Below are 16,586 nucleotides of genomic sequence, written 5' to 3'. Positions count from 1 at the left end.
AACGAACTAGCGGGGGATCAGGTCCCGATCACGCCGCCGTCGTTCTTGGTGATCACGATGGTGGCAGAGCGGGGGCGCTTGCCTGCGCCGTAACCTGCGTTGGCGGGCCACTGGCTCTGGTACTTGGTGGCGTCGCCCACATTGGCCAAGGCGGTGCCTTCACCGGGGTGCTGAATGTTCACGAAGATGGCCTTGCCGTCGGGCGTTTCGGCCACCCCGGTGATTTCGCTGCCCTTGGGGCCGACCAGGAAACGCTTGAGCGTGCTTTCGGTGGCAGCCTTGCCCACGGGGGTCACGATGTCCAGCTTGGTGCCGTCGGTCTTGGTGTAGCTCAGCGTCTTCTTGCCGCCGTCACCCACCTGGCCGGGCACAGCGGCCAGCATCATGCAGTTGGTCACGTCGGTGTAGGCACCGTCGTCGGTCTGGATCCAGCAGATGCCGGTGGCCTTGCTGAAGGCCAGGCCGTCGGGGCTGGAGAAGTCCTGGTCAGCAGTCAGCGACGAGATGTTGACCAGCGCCTTGTCGGCCCCGGCTTCGGCGCCGAACAGGTACACGTCCCAGGTAAAAGCCGAGACCGAGGCGCCTTCCTTCATGCGCACCAGGTGGCCATTGGGGTTGCCGGTCTGTGCCGAGGTGCCCTTCATGTCGGTGTAGGCACGCGGGTTGGCGGCGTCTGGCAGGTACTGGCTACCCGTGGGGTTCACACTGCGGTTGCTGTTGTTGGTCAGCGTGAAGTAGATCTCGCCGTTGGCGGGGTTCACGGCGTTCCATTCGGGGCGGTCCATCTTGGTGGCGCCCACGGCATCGGCCGCCAGGCGGGTGTTGATGACGATGTCGGCTGCATCAGCAAACTTGTAGGCTGCATAGCCGCTGATGGCGGTGTTGGCCAGCGCCAGCTCGACCCAGGTGCCCGTGCCATCGGCATTGAACTTGGCCACATACAGCTTGCCGCTGTCCAGGTACTTGTCGCCCACGGCCATGCGGTCGGCGGCATTGGCATCGGCGGCATTCCACAGCGCGGTGGACACAAACTTGTAGATGTATTCGCCGCGCGAATCGTCACCCATGTACACCGACAGCGGCTTGCCTGCCTCAACCTTGCCAAACGCCGCGCTTTCGTGCGCAAAGCGGCCCAGGCCCGTGCGCTTCTTGGCCATGCGGGTCTTGTCGTAGGCATCGATCTCGACGATGTAGCCCATGCCATTCATCTCGTTGCGGTAGTCATCGCTGCCGTCCACCGAGGTGCCAGTCTTGCTGTTGTTCCAGCGCTGGTACTGGTCGGCGGCACCGCCGCTCTCCCAGCCGTGGCGCGATGCAGCACCCTGGTTGCGGCCATAGCGCTTGAGGGCCGTGACGCTCTTGTCGTTGCCGCGTGCGGCATCGTCGGCAGCGCCACGCGTGAAATAGCCAAACCAGTTTTCCTCACCGGTGAGGAACGTGCCCCAGGGCGTCTTGCCCGTGCCGCAGTTGTTCAGCGTGCCGCGTGTGGTGGTGCCCGTGGGGGAGAACTTGGTGATCATCTGCGCATTGCCACGCGCAGGGCCCGAGATCTCGATGGGGCTCAGTGCCGTGAGGCGGAAGTTGAGCGCAGAGTTCTGCACGTAGGCCCACTTGCCACCCGACTTGGCGACTTCGATCACGGCAATGCCGTGGATCGCCGTTTCCTTGTCGATTTCGGCCGCAGGGCGTGGCAAGGTGGTCGTGCCGCCGTTGGCATGCAGGAAGTGGGACGACAGCTTCTCGTCGGTGGTGGCTTCGTGGTTGATGGCCAGCAGCCCGCGCTCGATGGCGTTGTCGTTGCGCTTGCCGTCAGCCCCCAGGCCAAACCATTCCATGCCGTCGTGGTGATCGCCACCGCGCTTGTCGAAGTCACCATCGGTGCCATCGTTCTTGTAGGCAGCCACGCCTGCTGCAATGGGGTCGCCCAGCGCAAACAGCACGCTGGCGGTGTAGCCCGCAGGCACGGCCACCACGTCGGCCAGGCTCTTGGGCACCGCGCCAAAGCCCAGCAGCTTGGGGCCGGCAGGGGGTGGAGTCACTGCAGGGTCGTCGCTGCCGCCGCAGGCCGACACGCCAAAGCCCGCCAGCAGCGTGGTGCCCACCGTGCCCACGCTGCCCCGCAGAAGGCCACGGCGCGACAGGCGAGCGCCCAGCACCGCATCAAAGCTGGGGTTGGCAGAGGTGTTGGAGTTCTCGTTGTTGAAGTCAATCGCCTGCTCGGGCGCAGCCACACGGTGGTTCATGGGGTTCCTCGGGTTGTTGGTTACAAAACCCATGGAGCGTAGAAACCGTGGGTGACATCGCCGTGAAGCTTTTGCGGCGGTTTGATGACAGTCGGTCCCTGCAAGCTGGTGGTCGCACCAGAGTCGGATATACACAAATACGAATCAATACTATTTGTATAATCAAAACCTGCCCTCGCCCACCCAGCCACGCCCTCGCACCTTGTGGTGCACAGGCTCCCTCAGCCAGTGCGGCCCCTTCGTTGACCACCGCAGCGCCCTTGCAGGCCCACCCGCCTTCCATGCCATGGCCTGCGCGCCCCTTTGCCCCGGAGACCTCTGCATGCCCCATTCCTTTCTGAAGACCTCGGTCCTGGTGGCCGCTTTGGCCCTGTGCACCTATGGCACTCACGCAGCAGCGCAGGCAGGTGGTGCGCCGGCCCCGTCGGCCAACGCACAGGCGGTGAACACCAACATGGTGGCCGCGCACTACGGCCACCTGGTGCATGCCAACTACACAGACACGCTGAATGCTGCCAAGGCCCTGCAGGCCGCAGTGCTGGCATTCACCGCCAAGCCCTCTGCAGAAACGCTGGCCGAAGCCCGCAAGACCTGGTTGGCCGCACGCGAGTTCTACGGGCAGACCGAAGCCTTCCGCTTCTACGGCGGCCCCATTGACAACGACAACGGCCCGGAAGGCCGCATCAACGCCTGGCCCATGGACGAATCGTTTGTGGACAGCGTGCAAGGCAAGGCCACGGCCGGGCTGGTGAACAACCGCAAGTTCACCATCAACAAGAAGAACCTGTCGGCCCAGAACGAGCGCGGCGGTGAAGAAAACATTGCCACGGGATGGCACGCCATCGAGTTCTTCCTGTGGGGCCAGGACCTGTCAGACACCGGCCCAGGCAACCGCAGCTTTGAAGACTTTGTGGATGGCAAGACCCCCAATGCCGACCGCCGCCGCCAATACCTGAACGTGGTGACAGAGCTGCTCATTGACGACCTCACCACGCTGGTGAAGGCCTGGGCGCCAGATGCCAAGAACAACTACCGCGCCCGCTTCGTCAAAGGCGGCCAGGAATCGGTGCGCAAGATGCTGGTGGGCCTGGGCTCGCTGTCGCGCGGCGAACTGGCCGGCGAACGGCTGGAAGTGGCGCTGAACAGCCAGGACCAGGAAGACGAGCACTCGTGCTTTTCGGACAACACCCACCGCGATGCGGTGACCAACGCACTGGGCATCCAGAACGTGTGGCTGGGCCAGTACAAGCAGGCCAACGGCACGGTGCTGCAAGGCCCGTCGCTGCGGGACCTGGTGGCCGCCAGGGACGCCGCGCTGGCCGACAAGACCACGCAGCAGATCGCCGCATCGGTGGTCGCCGCAGAAGGCATTCAGGCCCCGTTCGATCGCGAAATCATCGGCGGCAAGGACGCCCCGGGCCGCCAGCGCATCCAAAAAACTATCGACAGCCTCACACAACAAAGCAAAGACCTGGTCGCTGCCGCCAACGCCATTGGCATCACCAAGTTGACGCTGGTCCAGCCTTGAACATGCAGATCTCGCGAGCCAAACGCCGCCAGCGCGCTGTGCGCCTGGCGGCTGCCAGCACCGCCATCGTCGCACTCGCCGGCTTCGGCAGCCTGGGCATTCCATCGCTGACGGCAGCCCCCCAGCCCGACCCGCAGGGCGAAAAAACCGGCGGTGAGACCACCATATTCGCCACCGGGCGCAATGCCTTCTCGTTCCCAGCCGCCAACCTGACCGATGAGGAACGCACGCGCTTTGTCATCGGCAACTCGTTCTTTCGCCGCAACTGGGTCGAGGCCCCCGCGTCCACCAAGGCCCGTGATGGCCTGGGCCCGCACTTCATCGCGCGCTCGTGCGGTGGCTGCCATGTGCAGGACGGCCGGGGCGAGCCGCCAGCGATCTTCAACCGCCTGGGCGAGACCAAGGACCCGACCGTGGCCCTGCTGATCCGCCTGTCCATCCCCGGCAAAGACGCGCATGGCGGGCCCAAGCCCGAGCCGGTGTATGGAGACCAGTTCAACAACGCGGCCATCCAGGGCGTCAGCCCCGAAGGGCGCGTCACGCTGCGCTACGAAACGATCAAAGGCCAGTTTGCCGACGGTACGCCCTACACACTGCAAAAGCCCGTGTATGGCTTCGCCGACCTGGGCTACGGCCCCATGCACCCGGACGTGATGAGCAGCCCGCGCATTGCGCCGCAGATCATCGGCGTGGGCCTCCTCGAAGCGATTGCAGAGGCCGACATCCTGGCCAACGCAGCCGACCAGGCCGCCGCGCTCGGCCCCATCAAAGGCCAAGCCAACAAAGTGTGGGACGCGCCCTCGGGCAGCATGATGACGGGGCGATTTGGCTGGAAGGCCAATGTGGCCACCATCGCGCACCAGACGGGTGGCGCCTTTCTGGGCGACATGGGCATCACGTCCCGCCACTTCGCGCACGAGACCTGCACCCCCGCACAAAAGGACTGCCTGGCAGCACCCAGCGGCAAAAGTGGCAAGGAGGGCGCCAGCGTGCAAGGCCAGCCGGCTGTGGAGATCGACGACAAGACCCTCGCCGACGTGATCTTCTACCAGGCCACGCTGGCACCGCCCGCGCGCCGTAACGTCAACGACGTGCAAGTGCAACGCGGTCAGGCCTTGTTTGCCCAGGCCCAGTGCGCCACCTGCCACCGGCCCAGCTACGTGACCAAAGAGGGCCCCTTCCCCACGCTGACCAGCAAAGCCCTGAACGGCCAGCGCATCTGGCCCTACACCGACCTGCTGCTGCACGACATGGGCGAACGCCTGGCGGACAGCCGGCCCGACTTTGGCGCCAATGGCCGCCAGTGGAAGACGCCCGCACTGTGGGGCACCGGCCTGATCAAGGACGTGAACGGCCACACGCGCCTGCTGCACGACGGGCGCGCGCGCGGCGTGCTGGAGGCGGTGCTGTGGCACGGCGGCGAGGCCGAAGCAGCCAAGGACCAGGTGCTGAAAATGAAGAAGGCCGACCGCGATGCGCTGGTGAAATTTGTGGAGTCGCTATGAGTATTGACCCCCACGCTCCGCCGCTGCGCGGGTCGCTGCCCCCCGAGGGGGCGCGTTTTCATCTTGGGGCGGCCCGGTGATGAAAACATCCCTCCTTGCTGCCGCCCTGCTGCTAACCGCAATTCCCCCCGTAGCTGCGCAGGCCCAGACAGCGGCTGCCGCCCCCGCCTGGCAGCGCGATGCCGTGCCGTTCTACGACACCGTACACGCGCTGCAGGGCATCTACGGGCATTGGGCCCTGCCCCGCGCCAAAGACTTTGACCAGAGCGCCCGCGCCCTGGCGCCCGCCGTGGCCGCACTGTGCCAGGCCCCGGCCAGTGACAGCAAAACGGCTCTGGCCGCCGCGCGCACAGCCTGGCAGGCCACAGCGCGCGCATGGGAGCAGCTGACCGCTGTGTCGATAGGCCCCGTCATCGCCCGCCGCAGCCAGCGCGCCATCGACTTCACACCCACCCGCCCCGCGTTGATAGAAAAAGCCATCGTCACCCAGCCCCAGGGCGCCAAGGCCTTCGAGCGCATCGGCACCCCCGCCAAGGGCCTGCCCGCGCTGGAATGGCTGCTGTGGACCCGCCCCGTGCAGCCCGGCAGCCCTGCCTGCAGCTACGCACACGAAGTGGCGCAGGACGTGGCCCGCGAATCCGCCGCACTGCATGCTGCCTTCGGCACCGCCGCAGGCACCGACTGGGGCGCCGAGGACGAACAGGAGCAGTCCACCCAAGCCATCAGCGAGTTTGTGAACCAATGGGTGGGCGGCATCGAACGCCTGCGCTGGGCGCAGATGGAAAAGCCCTTGCGCGCCGCTGGATCGGGATCTGGCAGCCGCCCCCCCGACTACCCCCGTTCTTCCAGTGGCGACACCCTGGCCGCCTGGGCCGCCACCTGGGCAGGCCTGCGCAGCGTGACCGCCCTGCCTGCGAACGCCGCCACACCCGCGCCCGGCGAGGCGCTGGTGCCGCTGGAGATGTATTTGCGCGGCAAGGGCCTGAACCCGCTGGCGGACAAACTTCACCAGGCCACCGGCAAGGTGGATGCATCGATGGCGCAGGTGCAAAAAGCGGGCGTGCAGAACAAGGCCACCATCCAGCAGACCGCGAAGGATCTGGCCGCACTCAAGTTTCTGGCCGAATCCGAAGTGGCACCGGCGCTGCAGGTGAGCATTGGATTCTCGGACGCCGATGGTGACTAGCTTGGAAGCGCCCCCTGAGGCGCTGCGCGCCATCCCCCCAGGGGGACGCCACCCGCAGCCCGGCCAAGCCGGTTCTGCGGTGGCCCCAGCCTTGGGCCGCGCCCCCCGCTTCCCGCAGTTCCATCGCCGCCACACGCTGCTCACTCTAGCAAGCCTTGGCGCCTGGTCCATAGCGCCCAACACGGCATGGGCCAGTACCAAAGGCCTTCCCATCCACCTGGCCGCCGCGTGGGAGCGCGAGGGCAGCTTTCACATCGGGCTGCTGTCCACGCAACCGGGCGCCGGGCAGTCGTTGCAGATCCACGCATCGCTCGAGGTCCCCACCCGCGCCCACGGCCTTTTTGTGCTGCCCGATGGCTCGGTGCTGGCCACCGCCCGCCGCCCCGGCGACTGGCTGGTGCGGTGGTGGCCCGGCCAACGCACCAAGCCGCAATGGCTGTGGCAGGACGGTGAGCGCAGCTTCAACGGCCACGTTATCGCCAGCGCAGACGGGGCCCGTTTGTTCACCACCGAAACGGATGCAGAAACCGGCGCCAGCTGGGTCGGCGTGCGCGACGCCCGCACCCTGCAAAAAATGGCCGAATGGCCTACCCACGGCATCGACGCCCATGAGCTGACCTGGGACACGCGCACCACCAACCACGGCGCGCCCACCCTCATCGTTGCCAACGGCGGCGTACCCACCGCGCCCGAAACCGGCCGCGTCAAGCGCGACCTGCAAACCATGGATTCGTCCATCGTGCGGCTGGACGGCCACACCGGCCGCCTGCTGGGCCAATGGCGCCTGCAAGACCAGCGCCTGAGCCTGCGTCATCTGGCCTGGGCCCCCGATGATCGGACCCTGGGCATCGCGCTCCAGGCCGAGCATGACCACAGCACCGCCAAAGACGCCGCCCCCGTGCTGGCTCTGTTCGACGGCACCGCTCTGCGGGTGGTGCCCACGCCCGAGCACATCGCGCAAAGCATCCACGGCTACGGCGGCAGCATGGCCGCCACACCTGCGGGCTGGGCCGTCAGCTGCCCGCGCGCCAATGGCATTGCCACGTACACGCCACAGGGCGAATGGCGCGGGCTGGTGCCGCTGCCCGACGTCTGCCCGCTGGCTGTGCACGGCGGCGCGTTGTGGGCGGGCGGTTTGGGCGCCAGCCTGCAGAACGCGCAGGCCGCAGCGCCTGTGAGCCACGCGCATGGCCGCAGCCTGCGAGGCGTGCGGCTGGACAACCACTGGGTGTTGGCATCGTAGAAAATTGAAGCCAAAAGTGCCTCTAGCGCTTGTTGGATAAGCGCTAGCAGCTATAAATAACTGAGCAAACCGCCTGCACGCCTACGGCTGGCGCGCATAGCGCCCGGGCGCCAGCCCCACATGGCGGCTGAATGCGGTGCTGAAGGTGCTGGCCGAGCTGTAGCCCACGCGCGCGGCCACTTCGTCGATGCCTATGCGGCCGTCGCTGCCGCGCAGCAGCTTCTTGGCCAGCGCCATGCGCCAGGCCAGCAGGTATTCCATGGGCGGCACCCCCACGGCGCGCAAGAAGCGCTCAAAGAATGTGGATCGCGACAACGCCGCCTCGCGCGCCAGCGCGTCCACTGTCCACGACTGCTCTGGCGCGCTGTGCATCAGGCGCAGGCCCACCGCCACGCGGGCGTCTGCCAGGCCGCGCAGCAGCCCGGGGGGCGCACCCGCCTCGCCGCTCGACCGCAGGGCCTCGATCAGCAGCAACTCCACCAGACGGTCCAGCACCAGGTCTCGGCCGGGCAGCATGGCCAGGCATTCCTGCCGCACCAGTTGCACCAGGGTCGGCAGCCGCGCCACCCCGCGCACATGCAGCAGGTCTGGCAGCAGCGACACCAGCAACGCGGCGTCGGGCGAATCAAACTCAAAGTAGCCGCCCAGCATGCGCATGTCCGGCGGTCCGTCGGGCGTGCCATGGCGCAGCCCGTGCTCGCCATCGGGCGCTGGCAAACGGTTGGGGTCCATGGACATCGGCTGCGCCAGTGGCTGCTCCATGCCCGACAAGGTGAACCCCGGCGTCGCTGGCATCAGCACGAAGTCGCCAGCCTCCAGCGTCACCGGCTCTTGCCCCGCCACGGCCAGCACGCACTGGCCTTCCAGCATGGTGCAAAAGCTCGGACTGCCGAACTCCCCATAACGCACGGCCCAGGCGCCCGCGCCGCTGATCACCTTGGAGAACACGGCGCGCGGCCGCAGCAGCGCAATCACTTGGGCGAGGGGATCCACCACAGCCGGACTCCTGCAAACAAAAATTGGACGTTTGATTGTAGTTAATCCAGCCTTGGCCCGATATCGTTGCACCACCTTCCATCTGTTCCCATCCACCATCCCCAAGGAGTTTCACCATGAAGACCATTCTCATCACCGGCTGCTCGTCTGGCTACGGCCTGGCCACCGCCTGCCACTTTCACGCCCAGGGCTGGAACGTGATCGCCACCATGCGCACCCCGCGCGCTGACGTGTTGCCCGCATCAGACCGCGTGCGCGTTCTACCGCTGGACGTCACAGCGCCCAACAGCATCGCCCAAGCATTACAGGCCGCTGGCCCCATCGACGTATTGGTGAACAACGCGGGCCTGGGGCTGTTCGGCGCCTTTGAGGCCACGCCCATGACCACGATGCGTGACATCTTCGACACCAACACCTTCGGCACCATGGCGATGACCCAGGCCGTGTTGCCGCAGATGCGCGAGCGCGGTGCGGGCCTGGTGGTCAACGTCACCTCCAGCGCCACCCTGGCGCCCATGCCGCTGGTGGCGGCGTACACCGCCAGCAAGACGGCCATCGAGGGGTTCACCGCGTCGCTGGCCTTTGAACTGGCGGCGTTTGGCGTCCGCGTGAAACTCGTCGAGCCCGGCTACGCGCCCACCACCCAGTTCACCGCCAACGGCGCGGAGCGCATGCAGGGGTTGATCCCGTCCGCCTACGCTCCCTACGCCCAGTCAATCTTTGCAGCCCTGGGGCAGCCAGCCGCCGTGACGACCGAACAGGATGTGGCCGAGGGTGTGTGGGCGGCGGTGAACGATGCGTCAGACCGCCTGCGGTATGCGGCGGGGGCAGATGCGGTGGCGCTGGCGGAAGCGGCACGTGAGGGATATGCAGGCGGGTTGAAAAGCCCCGCGGGTTGATGTCAGGTCAGCTGCCGACGCTGTTTCGCTGCAGCTGTTGTTGCACCTCCACCAGCAACCGCGCGGCTGCCTGCTCTGCATCCATGCTTGCGGTATCCAACACCAGCCGCTCATCGTTCCGGCGCAAGTAATCGTGCTGCAGCACGGCCTGCCAAGTCGGCGCCAGCAGCCCTGGGACTTCCATGGCCCGCGTTTCCACCCGCCGCTGGTGCTCTGCGGCATTCGAGCAAATCACTTCCACCTCCAGCAGGGGCACCCGCGTATCACGGGCCACAGTACGCCAGGCTTCGCGCGTCACCGGCAGCGGGTTGACGCAGTCCGCCAGCACCGGCAAACCCTGCGCAAGCTGGGTGCGCGCCAGGGCATAGGCCACCCGGTAGCCCGCCGCGCCCACCTCTCCTGCCATCAGCACGCCGGAATCCCGCAGCGCCTGCTCGATGGTGTCGATACGCAGGTACACCGCAGGCCAATGCGCCAGCAGCGCGTGGGCGACCGTGCTCTTGCCCACGCCGGGCAGCCCGCCCAGCACCACCAGGATCGAGGCGGGAGCAGGAGCGGTGGCTGCGCTCAATCCACCACCGTCAACTTGGCCACGCTGAGCGCCAGCCACTTGGTGCCATGGCGCGGGAAGTTGACCTGCGCACGCGCGTCGTCGCCCGTGCCCTCGATGGCCAGCACCTTGCCTTCGCCGAACTTGGTGTGGAACACGTTGATGCCTGCACGCAGGCCGTGGGACGGCGCGGTCTTTTGCACGGGCACCGGTGGGCTGGCGAATGTCTCGGATTTAAAGCCAAATTGGCCTCTAGCGCTTGATGGACAAGCGCTACCAGCTCCTGAATTAGGAGCATACGATCCAAACCCTTGCTGCTTGGGCGTAATCCACTTGAGCGCGGCCTCAGGCAGTTCGTCAAAAAAGCGGCTCTTGATGTTGTAGCGCGTCTGCCCATGCAGCATGCGCGTTTGCGAGTGGCTCAGGTACAGGCGCTTGCGGGCGCGGGTGATGGCCACATACATCAGTCGGCGCTCTTCCTCCAGGCCATCGCGCTCGCTGGCGGAGTTTTCGTGGGGGAACAGGCCCTCTTCCATGCCGCCGATGAACACACCGTCAAACTCCAGCCCTTTGCTGGCGTGCACGGTCATCAGTTGCACGGCGTCTTGCCCGGCCTGGGCCTGGTTGTCGCCCGCTTCGAGCGCGGCGTGGGTCAGGAAGGCGGCCAGGGGTGAGAGGGTTTCGCCGGTGTCGGCGTCCACGATACCCGGCACGGCGGGTTTCAGTGGTTCGTCCAGCACCGGCGCATTGGGGTCCAACCCCTGGCTAACCGGGCTTTGGGCGCTTTGCGTGAGCGGTGTGCCATGTTCGTCTAGCGGCAGGGCCACGGCGTCGCGGCCAAATCCTTCCTGCGTGACAAAACTCTCGGCTGCGTTGACCAGTTCCTGCAAGTTCTCGATGCGGTCGGCGCCTTCCTTCTCCGTGCGGAAGTGCTCTACCAAGCCCGTGGATTCGAGCATCTGCTCGATGATGCCGCGCAGGTTCAGGCCTTGGGTCTGCTCGCGCAGCACATCGACCATGGCGACGAACGCGCCCAGGTTAGCGCCCGCCTTGCCGGGCACGGCGCTCACCGCATCGTGCAGCGAGCAACCTGCGGCGCGGGCTGCGTCCTGCAGCACTTCGATGCTGCGCGCGCCAATGCCACGCGGCGGAAAGTTGACCACGCGCGTGAAGCTGGTGTCGTCGTGTGGGTTCTCCAGCAGGCGCAGGTAGGCCAGCGCATGCTTGATTTCGGCACGCTCAAAAAAGCGCAGTCCACCGTACACGCGGTAGGGCACGCTGGCATTGAACAGCGCCGATTCGATCACCCGGCTTTGCGCATTGCTGCGATAGAGCACGGCGATTTCCTTGCGCTCAAAGCCGTCGTTGCGCACGAGTTGCTTGATCTCATCGACCATCCACTGCGCCTCCGCCAGGTCAGAGCTGGCTTCGTACACGCGCACGGGCTCGCCCGCGCCCTGCGTGGTGCGCAGGTTCTTGCCCAGGCGGCGGCTGTTGTGGCTGATGAGGGCGTTGGCCGAATCAAGAATGTTGCTGTAGCTGCGGTAGTTCTGCTCCAGCTTGATCTGGCGCTGCACGTCGAACTCGCGCACAAAGTCGGTCATGTTGCCCACGCGCGCACCGCGAAAGGCGTAGATGCTCTGGTCGTCGTCGCCCACGGCAATCACGCTGCCGCGCGCCTCAAAGCGCCCGCCCACCTCGTTGCCCGCCAGCTGCTTGAGCCAGGCGTACTGCAGCTTGTTGGTGTCCTGAAACTCGTCCACCAGGATGTGCTGAAACCGGCGCTGGTAGTGCTCGCGGATCGGGTCGTTGTCGCGCAGCAGCTCGTAGCTGCGCAGCATCAGCTCGCCAAAGTCCACCACGCCTTCGCGCTGGCATTGGTCTTCGTACAGCTGGTAAATCTCGACCTTCTTGCGCGAGTCGCTGTCGTGCGCCTCCACGTTGGCAGGGCGCAGGCCTTCTTCCTTGCAATTGGCAATGAAATACGCCAGCTGTTTGGGCGGAAAACGCTCGTCGTCCACGTTGTGCTGCTTGCACAGGCGCTTGATGGCCGAGAGCTGGTCTTGCGTGTCCAGAATTTGAAAGGACTGCGACAGGCCCGCCGCCTTGTGGTGCGCGCGCAAAAGGCGATTGCACAGGCCGTGGAAGGTGCCGATCCACATGCCGCGCACGTTCACGGGCAGCATGGCGGACAAACGCGCCACCATCTCCTTGGCGGCCTTGTTCGTGAAAGTGACAGCCAGAATGCCACCGGGCGTGGCGTAGCCGTTTTGCAGCAGCCAGGCAATGCGGGTGGTGAGCACACGCGTCTTGCCCGAGCCTGCGCCCGCCAGTATCAGTGCGTGGCCTGCGGGCAGCGTGACGGCCGCCAGTTGCTCGTCGTTCAGATTGGCCAGGAGGGGCGATGCAGCCGAGGCCGCAGCAGCGTGTGGGGGCACCAAGGCTTCGGGTGCACCCGGGAACGGGTCTTGTGGGAACATGCGGCCATTGTAGAAAGCGCCCCGGCGCCCTCCCCCACCCGACCATGAAAAACATTGCCCGCACCCTGGCCAGCGTCCTGGTCCTTACCTACACAGCCTCAGCGCTGGCCCAGGCCAGTTGCAGCAGTGACGGCATCCCACAGCCCGTGGCCATTTTCGAGCGCTTCATCAGTGCCGACTGCGAAGCCTGCTGGAGCGATGCGGCCACCCCCGCGCCTTCTGCCACCGCGGACGTGGCGGTGCTGGACTGGATCGTGCCGGGCAAGGCCGGTGACGACGCGCCCTTGTCGGCCGCCGCCACCAACGACGCCCTGGCCCGCCTGCAGACCCTGGGCCGCAAGCCCCCTGTCACCACCGATGTGCACACTGCCGCCATCGAGGCCGCCACGCCCGCCCGCCTGCGCGTGGCCCACGGCATGCCGTTCAACGACTACCTGGGCGCGGCCATCGCGTTCGCGCCCCTGCAGCGCGCTGGGCAGCGCAACGTCGCAACGCCCGGAGCCATGGACTTTTACCTGCTGCTTGTCGAATCCGTGCCTGCAGGCACCGAAGGCACGAAAGTGGCACGAAATATGGTTCGAAACATGCTCCACGGCACGTGGGAAAAGCGCGACAAGCTATCAAAAAAAGAGCTAGTGAAATGGATGGAAACCCGGTCCATGCGCATCCCGGAAGGCGCACAGGCCGAGCGGCTGCGCATGGTGGGCTGGGTGCAGGACGCCCAGGGCAGCGTCCTGGCGGCTGCGCAGTCCACCTGCCGATGACATCGGTGATACCGGTCATACCCGCACGGTTATAGGGTCTGCCAGGCAGGCGGGTAGAATCAATCACCGGGCCCAAGTTTCTTGACGCCCGGTTTTTTGTGCCCGCGCAATCTGCGGGGTTCGGAGCTGGCCACCACGCCAGTGCCCACAAAGCCGGTCCCAAGCCAAGCGCCCACGCCCGCGAAATCCTTCGCAGGCGACCTTTTCAAAGGAGCTTGGAATCTCATGGAAATCTTCGATTACGACAACGTTTTGCTGCTGCCCCGCAAATGCCGCGTGGAAAGCCGCTCGGAATGCGACGCCAGCGTGGAGCTGGGCGGCCGCTCGTTCCGCATCCCCGTGGTACCCGCCAACATGAAAACGGTGGTGGACGAAAAGATCTGTACCTGGATGGCCCAGAACGGCTACTTCTACGTCATGCACCGGTTTGACCTGGACAATATTCAGTTCGTCAAGGACATGCACGCCAAGGGCTGCTACGCCTCGATCTCACTGGGCGTCAAACAACCCGACTACGACACCGTGGACCAGTTGGTGGCCCTGGGCCTCACGCCCGAATACATCACCATCGACATCGCCCATGGGCATGCCGACAGCGTGAAGAACATGATTGGCTACCTCAAGCAGCACCTGCCCAAGGCGTTTGTGATTGCTGGCAATGTGGCCACGCCTGAAGCCATCATCGACCTGGAAAACTGGGGCGCCGACGCGACCAAGGTAGGCGTGGGCCCGGGCAAGGTGTGCATCACCAAACTCAAGACCGGCTTTGGCACGGGCGGCTGGCAGCTATCTGCCCTCAAGTGGTGTGCCCGCGTGGCCACCAAACCCATCATTGCCGACGGCGGCATCCGCAGCCATGGCGACATCGCCAAGAGCATCCGTTTTGGCGCCAGCATGGTGATGATCGGCTCGCTGTTCGCAGGCCATGAAGAGTCCCCCGGCAAGACGGTGGAGGTGGACGGCGCTCTGTTCAAGGAGTACTACGGCTCAGCCAGCGACTTCAACAAGGGCGAGTACAAGCACGTGGAAGGCAAGCGCATTCTGGAGCCCATCAAGGGCAAGCTGGCCGAGACGCTGATCGAGATGGAGCAGGATGTGCAAAGCTCCATCAGCTACGCTGGCGGCACCAAGCTGATGGACGTGCGCAAGGTCAACTATGTGATCCTGGGCGGCGACAACGCGGGTGAGCACCTGCTGATGTAAACCAGCACCCGGGCCGAGATCAACGCGAGGTCAGGCCCGCAGCAGGTTCTGCGCCATGTGGTGCAGGTCGTGCCCCGGCTGGGCCAGGGCATCGACGATGCTGAAGTGGTGCAGTCCGGGTAGTGCCACGCTACGGGGCACGAAGTGGCTGCCCCAGGCGTTCTGCATCAACTGGTTCTGCCGTAGGAACTCGGGGCTTTCATCCGCCCCCACGGCACAATAGAGCGTACCGATGGCGGGCTCCAGCAGGCGCGCCGGGCTGCACTGCAGCACTTGCTGCTCCGTGAGGTTCAGCACCGTCTGGTACATGGGGGTGTGCATGATGGGCTCCAGATCGTGGACCCCGGAGATCGACAGCGCATTGCGCACCAGCCCATCCGGCAGACCGTCACCGATCAGCGGCCACACACTGGTGAGCAGCAGGGCCGCCAGTTGGCCTCCCGCCGAATGCCCTGCCACGGTAATCCGCTTCGGGTCGCCCCCATGGGCGGCAACGTGGTGCCACACCCAACCCAGTGCTTTCTCCATTTGCCGCACGATGTGCGGAATGGTCACCGGCGCCTCGGGGGTGCCTGGGCACAGCGCGTAGTTCACCACCACCACACAAAAACCGGCCTGGGTAAAAGGCGGCGCAATGAACGAGTGATCGGATTTGTCGAGCGACCGCCAGTAGCCGCCATGGATGAACACCAGAACAGGCACCGTCCCGCCCGTGGTACGTGCAGACGGAAACACGTCCAGGGTTTCCCCTGCACCGCTGCCATAGGCCACATCCAGCACACAAGGGACGTTGGCCCGCACCTGCGCAGAATCCCGTGCCCAGCGCTGCAGGTAGTCCATGTGGTCGGGCACCAGAGCACGGTTGTTGTACATGCGCTCCAGCCAGGCGGGGTCATGCAGGGGCAAGGTCATGGGTAGGGTCTCCTGGGGCTGTGCGGCATCATCATTCCAATCTAGCCATGCTGCAAGCTCCGTGACAGGGTGATGCACCAAAAAGGCACATGATGCACACAGAGACAACGATCCCGGATGAATGACGCCATGACCACCACCCCGCTTCGCATTGCAGTCCTGGGCATTGGCATGATGGGCCGCCCCATCGCACGCCGCCTCAAGGAAGCCGGCCATCAGGTCCAGGTGTGGAACCGTACCCGAGCCAAGGCGGAGCCCCTGACAGCGTTTGGCATCACCGTCCATGCCTCGCCCACCGAAGCGGTCCAGAACGCCGATGTGGTGATCAGCCTGCTGGAAAACGGCCCTGTCGTAGGACACGTCCTGTTCGAATCCGGAACGGCCAAGGCGATGCGCAAAGGCGCCCTCTTCATCGACATGGCCTCCATCCAGCCCCGCGAAGCACGGGACCACGCCGCCCGCCTGGGCGAGATGGGCCTGGCCCACCTGGATGCACCTGTATCAGGTGGGACGGTGGGAGCAGAAAACGGCACGCTCGCCATCCTGGTGGGCGGGCGCCCTGAAGACTTTGCGCAGGCCCAGCCCGTGTTCGCCGCCTGCGGCCGCGCCACCCATGTGGGCCCGCACGGCGCGGGCCAGCTCACCAAGTTGGCCAACCAGATGATCGTGGGCATCACCATCGGCGCGGTGGCCGAGGCATTGCTGTTTGCAGCCAAGGGCGGCGCAGACATGGCCAAGGTGCGCGAAGCCATTCAGGGAGGTTTTGCAGACAGCCGCATCCTGCAACTGCATGGCCAGCGCATGGTGGAGCGTGACTTTGCCCCACGCGGCCGCATGGCCGTGCAGCTCAAGGACATGCGCAACGCCCTGGCGACGGCCGGCGAGATCGGCTTCGACGCGCCCATCACAGCCCTGTTCGAGACCCTCTATGCCGAAGGCGTAGATCATGGCCTGGGTGAACTGGACCACAGTGGCCTGTTTGTCGAACTCGCCAGCCGCAATGCCATGCAATAATTTTCTGGGTTGCTTGCCAAGCCACAAAAAACTAGTGCATAATTCGAGGCTCTGCAGCAATGC

At 65.6% G+C, this 16,586-nt stretch carries 13 protein-coding genes; 8 read left to right on the top strand and 5 right to left on the bottom strand.

Going from position 1 to position 16,586, the window contains the following annotated elements; all coding sequences use genetic code 11:
- Nucleotides 1-17: 17 nt before the first annotated feature.
- Nucleotides 18-2,243, bottom strand: a complete 2,226-nt coding sequence (locus KW832_RS14560; protein ID WP_218300495.1) for a PhoX family phosphatase — start codon at nucleotides 2,241-2,243, stop codon at nucleotides 18-20.
- 322 nt (nucleotides 2,244-2,565) lie between these two features.
- Here KW832_RS14560 and KW832_RS14555 point away from each other — a divergent pair, with 322 nt between their 5' ends.
- The 4 genes from KW832_RS14555 (at nucleotide 2,566) to KW832_RS14540 (ending at nucleotide 7,705) form a co-directional block, all read left to right on the top strand.
- Nucleotides 2,566-3,771, top strand: a complete 1,206-nt coding sequence (locus tag KW832_RS14555; RefSeq protein WP_218300494.1) for an imelysin family protein — start codon at nucleotides 2,566-2,568, stop codon at nucleotides 3,769-3,771.
- A gap of 2 nt (nucleotides 3,772-3,773) precedes the next feature.
- Nucleotides 3,774-5,276, top strand: coding sequence for a di-heme oxidoredictase family protein (locus KW832_RS14550; RefSeq protein ID WP_218300493.1), 1,503 nt, complete (start codon nucleotides 3,774-3,776; stop codon nucleotides 5,274-5,276).
- A gap of 79 nt (nucleotides 5,277-5,355) precedes the next feature.
- Nucleotides 5,356-6,462, top strand: a complete 1,107-nt coding sequence (locus tag KW832_RS14545) for an imelysin family protein (protein WP_218300492.1) — start codon at nucleotides 5,356-5,358, stop codon at nucleotides 6,460-6,462.
- Nucleotides 6,463-6,553: 91 nt separating this feature from the next.
- Nucleotides 6,554-7,705 (top strand): DUF1513 domain-containing protein, encoded by a 1,152-nt coding sequence (locus tag KW832_RS14540; RefSeq protein ID WP_370628725.1) that lies wholly within the window; start codon nucleotides 6,554-6,556, stop codon nucleotides 7,703-7,705.
- Between the two features lie 81 nt (nucleotides 7,706-7,786).
- On the opposite strand, the gene KW832_RS14535 is transcribed toward KW832_RS14540, so the two are convergent.
- The gene (locus KW832_RS14535) at nucleotides 7,787-8,701 is read right to left on the bottom strand and encodes an AraC family transcriptional regulator (protein WP_218300490.1); all 915 of its coding nucleotides are present in this window, start codon (nucleotides 8,699-8,701) and stop codon (nucleotides 7,787-7,789) included.
- Between the two features lie 116 nt (nucleotides 8,702-8,817).
- Here KW832_RS14535 and KW832_RS14530 point away from each other — a divergent pair, with 116 nt between their 5' ends.
- A complete protein-coding gene (locus KW832_RS14530; RefSeq protein WP_218300489.1) occupies nucleotides 8,818-9,600 on the top strand; it encodes an SDR family oxidoreductase in 783 nt (260 codons plus the stop codon).
- A gap of 7 nt (nucleotides 9,601-9,607) precedes the next feature.
- Here the strand turns inward: KW832_RS14530 and KW832_RS14525 are convergent, their stop codons facing one another.
- Together KW832_RS14525 and KW832_RS14520 are read right to left on the bottom strand one after the other, a co-directional pair.
- On the bottom strand, nucleotides 9,608-10,171 hold the full coding sequence (locus KW832_RS14525; protein WP_255577759.1) for an AAA family ATPase: 564 nt from the start codon (nucleotides 10,169-10,171) through the stop codon (nucleotides 9,608-9,610).
- The gene (locus KW832_RS14520; RefSeq protein WP_218300488.1) at nucleotides 10,168-12,630 is read right to left on the bottom strand and encodes a UvrD-helicase domain-containing protein; all 2,463 of its coding nucleotides are present in this window, start codon (nucleotides 12,628-12,630) and stop codon (nucleotides 10,168-10,170) included. The genes KW832_RS14525 and KW832_RS14520 overlap by 4 nt, the downstream gene beginning before the upstream one ends.
- A 44-nt stretch (nucleotides 12,631-12,674) precedes the next feature.
- On the opposite strand from KW832_RS14520, the gene KW832_RS14515 reads away from it, so the two are divergent.
- Nucleotides 12,675-13,394: a hypothetical protein gene (locus KW832_RS14515; RefSeq protein WP_218300487.1), complete on the top strand. Its 720-nt coding sequence runs from the start codon at nucleotides 12,675-12,677 to the stop codon at nucleotides 13,392-13,394.
- Nucleotides 13,395-13,619: 225 nt separating this feature from the next.
- Nucleotides 13,620-14,597 (top strand): GMP reductase, encoded by a 978-nt coding sequence (locus KW832_RS14510; RefSeq protein WP_121420842.1) that lies wholly within the window; start codon nucleotides 13,620-13,622, stop codon nucleotides 14,595-14,597.
- 30 nt (nucleotides 14,598-14,627) lie between these two features.
- On the opposite strand, the gene KW832_RS14505 is transcribed toward KW832_RS14510, so the two are convergent.
- Nucleotides 14,628-15,509 (bottom strand): alpha/beta hydrolase, encoded by an 882-nt coding sequence (locus tag KW832_RS14505; protein WP_218300486.1) that lies wholly within the window; start codon nucleotides 15,507-15,509, stop codon nucleotides 14,628-14,630.
- Between the two features lie 129 nt (nucleotides 15,510-15,638).
- On the opposite strand from KW832_RS14505, the gene KW832_RS14500 reads away from it, so the two are divergent.
- On the top strand, nucleotides 15,639-16,523 hold the full coding sequence (locus tag KW832_RS14500; protein ID WP_218300485.1) for an NAD(P)-dependent oxidoreductase: 885 nt from the start codon (nucleotides 15,639-15,641) through the stop codon (nucleotides 16,521-16,523).
- The last annotated feature ends 63 nt before the right edge of the window (nucleotides 16,524-16,586 follow it).

The sequence above is a fragment of the Acidovorax sp. sif0632 genome (assembly GCF_019218805.1).
Classification (GTDB): Bacteria; Pseudomonadota; Gammaproteobacteria; order Burkholderiales; family Burkholderiaceae_C; genus Acidovorax; species Acidovorax facilis.
The sequence above is the reverse complement of the archived record's forward strand: the minus strand, read 5'-3'. Positions and strand labels throughout refer to the sequence as shown.

Bases quoted from the DNA above. Each gene is read 5' to 3' on its own strand.
- KW832_RS14560 (WP_218300495.1), bottom strand. From the start codon at position 2,243: ATGAACCACCGTGTGGCTGCGCCCGAGCAGGCGATTGACTTCAACAAC.
- KW832_RS14555 (WP_218300494.1), top strand. From the start codon at position 2,566: ATGCCCCATTCCTTTCTGAAGACCTCGGTCCTGGTGGCCGCTTTGGCC.
- KW832_RS14550 (WP_218300493.1), top strand. From the start codon at position 3,774: ATGCAGATCTCGCGAGCCAAACGCCGCCAGCGCGCTGTGCGCCTGGCG.
- KW832_RS14545 (WP_218300492.1), top strand. From the start codon at position 5,356: ATGAAAACATCCCTCCTTGCTGCCGCCCTGCTGCTAACCGCAATTCCC.
- KW832_RS14530 (WP_218300489.1), top strand. From the start codon at position 8,818: ATGAAGACCATTCTCATCACCGGCTGCTCGTCTGGCTACGGCCTGGCC.
- KW832_RS14520 (WP_218300488.1), bottom strand. From the start codon at position 12,630: ATGTTCCCACAAGACCCGTTCCCGGGTGCACCCGAAGCCTTGGTGCCC.
- KW832_RS14515 (WP_218300487.1), top strand. From the start codon at position 12,675: ATGAAAAACATTGCCCGCACCCTGGCCAGCGTCCTGGTCCTTACCTAC.
- KW832_RS14510 (WP_121420842.1), top strand. From the start codon at position 13,620: ATGGAAATCTTCGATTACGACAACGTTTTGCTGCTGCCCCGCAAATGC.
- KW832_RS14505 (WP_218300486.1), bottom strand. From the start codon at position 15,509: ATGACCTTGCCCCTGCATGACCCCGCCTGGCTGGAGCGCATGTACAAC.
- KW832_RS14500 (WP_218300485.1), top strand. From the start codon at position 15,639: ATGACCACCACCCCGCTTCGCATTGCAGTCCTGGGCATTGGCATGATG.